Genomic DNA, 5,904 nt, shown 5'->3' with positions numbered 1-5,904 from the left:
GCGGCCCGGGATCTTCGAAATTCGATAAAAGACCGATCAATAGCCGCCGTAGCCGCCGCCATAACCGCCGCGATAGCCGCCGCGCGGGCAATCGTCGATGTAGCGACGTCCGTAACGATCGCGGTAGTAGCACTGGCCGGGCTGTTCCTGGACGCTGCCGATGACGGCGCCGGAGACGCCACCGATCGCTGCGCCGACTGCCGCGCCACGGACGTTGCCGGTGACTGCGCCGCCGATGATCGCGCCGGATGCTGCGCCGATGCCTGCGCCCTGTTCGGTCGGCGTGCAGCTTGCGATAGACAAGCCGACCAATGCGAGCATAAGAACTTTCTTCATTTACTCTCTCCAACGTTAGTTAAGCCGAACCCGGCCAACGTCGTCCCAATTCTTCAGCTCCACCACGATGGGCTGTCTTTACAGTCCTGCAACGATAGAAAATATCGTGCAAAATATGATTGTCTATTGGTGGATAGCAGTTTTTTTATTGCTGAGAAAAGGCGGCATCCCGTCTGGAGAAGAAAACAGTTGGCCGCGAGGCAGAAAATCCATCTCCTCTCTAAAGTAGAGGTTGATTGGATTGCGAAAAAGTCAAATGATACTCCTTGCCTCTGGAGGAGAGGCGAGGAGGAAAATATGGCAAAAGTGACTTTGACGGTGAACGGCCGTTCGGTCAGCGGCGAGTGCGAGGATCGCACGCTGCTTGTCCATTTCATCAGGGAAAAACTCGGACTGACCGGAACCCATGTCGGCTGCGACACCAGCCAGTGCGGCGCCTGCGTCGTGCACATGGACGGCAAGTCGGTGAAGAGCTGTTCCATTTTGGCCGTTCAGGCTTCCGGCTCCAAGATCACAACCGTCGAGGGTCTCGCCGCCAATGGCGAGCTGCATCCGGTTCAGGCCGCCTTCAAGGAGCATCATGGCCTGCAATGCGGCTTCTGCACGCCGGGCATGGTGATGGCATCGGTCGACATGATCAATCGCCATGGCGGCAAGCTGGATGAGAAGACGGTGCGCAGCGAGCTTGAAGGCAATATCTGTCGATGCACCGGCTATCACAACATCGTCAAGGCGGTGCTTTCAGCCAATGCCGCAATGAACGCCGCAAGCCAAGCGGCCGAATAAATTCCACCGAGATCGTCTGGCTAAACGCTTGGACTATGATCTTGGCGGATTGCCGGGCCCGGAACCCCAATGGAGGATGTGATGGGCGTTGAAGGCATTGGTGCGCGCGTGGCGCGCAAGGAAGACAAGCGATTTCTGACGGGCAAGGGGCGATACACCGACGACATGGTGACGCCGGGCATGAAATATGCCTATTTCGTCCGTAGCCCGCATGCGCATGCGAAGATCAAGAGCATCGATGCGTCGGCGGCACTTTCCAGGCCGGGCGTGATCGGGGTGCTCGACGGCAAGCAGCTGCTTGATGATGGCATCGGCAATCTGATCTGCGGCTGGATGATTCATTCCCGCGACGGCTCGCCCATGAAGATGGGCGCCTGGCGGCCGCTGGCGGTCGATACCGTCCGCTATGTCGGCGATGCCGTCGCGATCGTCGTTGCCGATAGTCTTGGCGAGGCGCGCGATGCGGCTGAAGCCGTAACGGTCGATTATGAGGAGCTGCCTGCCGTCGTCGAGGCGGTTGACGCGCTGAAAGCCGGCGCACCGCAGATCCATCCAGAAGCGGCAAACAACCTGATTTTCGACTGGGAGCTTGGCGACGCGGCAGCGACCGACAAGGCGATCGCCGAGGCAGCCCATGTCACCGAAATCGAGATTCACAACAACAGGCTTTCGCCGAATGCCATGGAGCCGCGCGCCACGCTCGGCATCTATGATGCCGCCGAGGACCATTATACCTGCTACACCACAAGCCAGAACCCGCATGTGGCCCGGCTCGTCATGAGCGCCTTCTATAATGTCGCGCCGGAAAACAAGCTGCGCGTCATCGCGCCGGATGTCGGGGGCGGCTTCGGTTCGAAGATCTATATCTATCCGGAAGAGATTGTCTGTCTCTGGGCATCGAAGAAGACCGGCGTCCCTGTGAAATGGACGGCTGATCGCACGGAAGCTTTCCTCACCGACGCGCATGGCCGCGACCATGTTTCCAAGGTCAAGATGGCTTTCAATGCGCAAAACCGCATGACGGCACTGAAGGTCGATACGATCGCCAATCTCGGTGCCTATATGTCGCTCTTTTCCTCAGCCGTGCCAACCTATCTCTATGCGACGCTGCTGTCGGGCCAATATGCCATTCCGGCGATCCATGCCAATGTCCGCACGGTTTATACCAATACCGTGCCGGTCGACGCCTATCGCGGGGCAGGGCGGCCGGAGGCGACCTATCTGCTCGAGCGCACGGTGGAAACGGCGGCGCGCGAACTCGGCGTCTCACCGGCGGAGCTGAGAAGGATCAACTTCATCCGCTCCTTCCCGTATCAGACGCCCGTCATCATGAATTACGACGCGGGCGACTATGAGGCTTCGCTCAACGCCGCCATGCAGCAGGCGGATTGGGCCGGCTTCCCGGCCCGCAAGGCAGAGGCCACCCGTCGCGGCATGAAGCGTGGCATTGGCATGAGCTGCTACATCGAAGCTTGCGGCATCGCGCCGTCGCAGGCGGTGGGGTCGCTCGGAGCAGGCGTCGGCCTTTGGGAGTCGGCTGAAGTGCGGGTGAATGCTGTGGGAACGATCGAGGTGCTCACCGGCTCGCACAGCCATGGGCAGGGGCATGAGACGACCTTCGCGCAGCTCGTCGCCGACCGGCTCGGTGTACCGATCGACAGCGTTTCCATCGTCCATGGCGATACCGACAAGGTGCAGATGGGTATGGGCACCTATGGTTCCCGCTCGGGCGCCGTCGGCATGTCCGCCGTCGTCAAGGCGCTCGACAAGGTCGAGGCGAAGGCAAAGAAGATCGCCGCGCATCTGATGGAGGCGGACGAAAGCGATATCGTCATCGAGAATGGTGAGGTAAAGGTGGCGGGCACCGACAAGGCGCTGCCCTGGTTCCAGGTGGCGCTCGCCTCCTATACCGCCCACAATCTGCCCGCCGGCATGGAGCCGGGCCTGAAAGAAACCGCCTTCTACGATCCGGCGAACTTCACCTTCCCCGCCGGTTGCTACATCTGCGAGGTCGAGGTCGATCCGGAAACCGGCAAGACCGAGATCGTGCAGTTCGTCGCGGCCGACGACTTCGGCAATATCATCAATCCGATGATTGTCGAGGGACAGGTGCATGGCGGTATCGCGCAGGGAATAGGTCAGGCGCTTCTGGAAGGCGTGCATTACGATGAGAGCGGCCAGCTGCTGACGGCGAGTTTCATGGATTACACCATGCCGCGCGCCGACGACCTGCCGTCCTTCCAGCTTTCGCATCAGAACACGCCGTGTCCGAACAATCCGCTGGGGATCAAGGGATGCGGCGAGGCAGGCGCCATCGGCTCGCCGCCGGCGCTGATCAACGCCATTACCGATGCCATCGGCAACAACAGGCTGACCATGCCGGCAACCCCGCTCAAGGTGTGGGAAGCGGCGCGGGCCACGGCCTGAAACGAGAGGAGGATAGGACTATGTATGCAACGAATTACCATCGCGCCTCCTCGGTCGACGAAGCCGTCAAGCTTCTGTCTGATGCCGACGAAGGCAAATATGTCTCCGGCGGCATGACGCTGATCGCCACCATGAAGCAGCGTCTGGCATCGCCGAGCGATCTCGTCGACCTCAGGCATATCCCTTCGATCAAGGGAATCCGCGTCGATGGCCGCAGGGTCACCATCGGTGCGGCGACCACCCATGCGGAGGTTGCCTCGTCGGCTGTCATCCGTGCGGTCTGTCCGGCGCTCTGCGACCTTGCCGGCATGATCGGCGACCCGCATGTCCGCCATATGGGCACGATCGGCGGCTCCATCGCCAACAATGATCCGGCGGCGGATTACCCCTCGGCGATGCTGGCGCTGAATGCCACTATCGTCACTGACCGTCGTCAGATCGCGGCCGACGACTTCTTCCAGGGTCTGTTCGAGACGGCGCTGGAAGGGGCGGAGCTCGTTACCTCCATCGCCTTCGACGCGCCGGAAAGGGCAGCTTACGCAAAATTCCCCAATCCGGCTTCACGCTATGCCATGACCGGGGTCTTCGTCGCCAAGGGGGCGGGGGGCGTGCGCGTTGCCATTACCGGTGCCGGTGCGGACGGAGTGTTCCGCCATGCCGAACTGGAGCAGGCGCTTGCGGCGAACTGGCTGCCGGACGCGATTACCGGCGTGACAGTGGACTCATCGGTGCTGCTGTCCGATCTGCACGCCACGGCCGAATATCGCGCCAATCTGATCAAGGTCATGGCCAAGCGCGCCGTGGCTGCCGCCTAGATTCGCCACGAACAAGACCGGAGCGGCAGGGTTTACCCTCCGCTCCGGAGAGAGTGTTTCCAGCATGGTTTCGATTGTCAATTTGATGTGATTGGCTATTCTTGTCTGGAATTGTTCAAAATTAGGGGCCATTTGCCGCAGTGGGCGCGAAAGCAATGCGGAGGGGTTGACGTGTGAACCGGCATTCTCGAAAACGGTCGCACGGTACTGGAGCATATGATGGATTTCGAAGCATTTTTTAAGGGCGAGCTGGAAGGTCTTCACAAGGAAGGCCGCTACCGGATCTTCGCAGATCTGGAACGCCGCAGTGGCAATTTCCCCCGCGCTATCAGACATACCCCGAACGGCCCACAGGAAGTGACCGTCTGGTGCTCCAACGACTATCTCGGCATGGGCCAGCATCCGAAAGTGATCGAGGCGATGAAGCAAGCGATCGATCACTGTGGCGCGGGTGCGGGAGGCACCCGGAATATTTCTGGCACCAACCACCACCATGTTCTGCTCGAGCAGGAGCTCGCTGATCTCCACGGCAAGGAATCCGCGCTGATCTTCACCTCGGGCTATATCTCCAACTGGGCGACGCTCGGCACGCTCGGCGCGCGCATTCCCGGCCTCATCATCTTCTCGGATGCGCTCAACCATGCATCGATGATCGAAGGCATTCGCTATGCGAAGTGCGACAAGGTCATCTGGAAGCATAACGATCTGCACGATCTGGAAGCCAAGCTGAAGGCTGCCGATCCGAAGGCGCCGAAGCTGATCGCCTTCGAGAGCGTCTATTCCATGGATGGCGATATCGCTCCCATCAAGGAAATCTGCGATCTTGCCGACAAATATGGCGCGATGACCTATCTCGACGAAGTGCATGCCGTCGGCATGTACGGCCCGCGCGGCGGCGGCATTGCCGAGCGCGAGGGATTGATGGATCGCCTGACCGTCATCGAAGGTACGCTCGGCAAGGCATTCGGCGTCATGGGCGGCTATATTGCCGCATCGGCCGCGCTCTGTGATTTCATCCGCTCGTTTGCCTCCGGCTTCATCTTCACGACCTCGCTGCCGCCGGCTCTGGCTGCGGGTGCCGTTGCATCGATCCAGCATCTGAAGGTCAGCCAGTTCGAACGCATGCGCCATCAGGATCGTGTGCGCAAGCTGCGCGCCCAGCTCGATGCATCAGGCATTCCGCATATACCGAACCCGAGCCATGTCGTGCCTGTGATGGTCGGCGATGCCGCCAAGTGCAAGTGGATTTCCGACCTGTTGCTCGACGCTGGCGTCTATGTGCAGCCGATCAATTATCCGACTGTGCCGAAGAAGACCGAGCGTTTGCGCATCACGCCGACGCCGCTGCATTCCGATGGCGATATCGAGCAGCTGGTCGGTGCGCTGCACGCGCTCTGGTCGCGCTGTGCGCTCGCAAGGGCCGTTGCGTAAGGAGCGACTTCTGCCTGAAAAAGCAAAATGCGCTTCATTGCGGAATATCGGCGTGATGCCGATTTCCGCAATGATTGTTTGCGCCGGCGTTAGCCGCGGCTTCCCAAAG

Annotated in this window: 5 protein-coding genes; 4 read left to right on the top strand and 1 reads right to left on the bottom strand. The window is 60.4% G+C overall.

The genetic code is table 11. The annotated features are described in order from the left end of the window. Positions 1-36 precede the first annotated feature (36 nt). Entirely contained in the window at positions 37-336 is a 300-nt protein-coding gene (locus AC13RM_RS31380) for a YMGG-like glycine zipper-containing protein (RefSeq protein WP_069612891.1), read from the bottom strand. Between the two features lie 297 nt (positions 337-633). On the opposite strand from AC13RM_RS31380, the gene AC13RM_RS31375 reads away from it, so the two are divergent. The 4 genes from AC13RM_RS31375 to hemA all read left to right on the top strand — a co-directional run bounded on the left by AC13RM_RS31375 (position 634) and on the right by hemA (position 5,795). After that, the gene (locus tag AC13RM_RS31375) at positions 634-1,122 is read left to right on the top strand and encodes a (2Fe-2S)-binding protein (RefSeq protein WP_374822570.1); all 489 of its coding nucleotides are present in this window, start codon (positions 634-636) and stop codon (positions 1,120-1,122) included. An 81-nt stretch (positions 1,123-1,203) separates the two neighbouring features. Next, the gene (locus AC13RM_RS31370; protein ID WP_374822573.1) at positions 1,204-3,549 is read left to right on the top strand and encodes a xanthine dehydrogenase family protein molybdopterin-binding subunit; all 2,346 of its coding nucleotides are present in this window, start codon (positions 1,204-1,206) and stop codon (positions 3,547-3,549) included. Between the two features lie 20 nt (positions 3,550-3,569). Further along, positions 3,570-4,364 (top strand): FAD binding domain-containing protein, encoded by a 795-nt coding sequence (locus AC13RM_RS31365; RefSeq protein ID WP_488556139.1) that lies wholly within the window; start codon positions 3,570-3,572, stop codon positions 4,362-4,364. A 219-nt stretch (positions 4,365-4,583) separates the two neighbouring features. Continuing rightward, the gene (gene hemA / locus AC13RM_RS31360) at positions 4,584-5,795 is read left to right on the top strand and encodes a 5-aminolevulinate synthase (RefSeq protein ID WP_440478297.1); all 1,212 of its coding nucleotides are present in this window, start codon (positions 4,584-4,586) and stop codon (positions 5,793-5,795) included. The last annotated feature ends 109 nt before the right edge of the window (positions 5,796-5,904 follow it).

The sequence above is a fragment of the Martinezella sp. CNPSo 3732 genome (assembly GCF_057784515.1).
The sequence above is the reverse complement of the archived record's forward strand: the minus strand, read 5'-3'. Positions and strand labels throughout refer to the sequence as shown.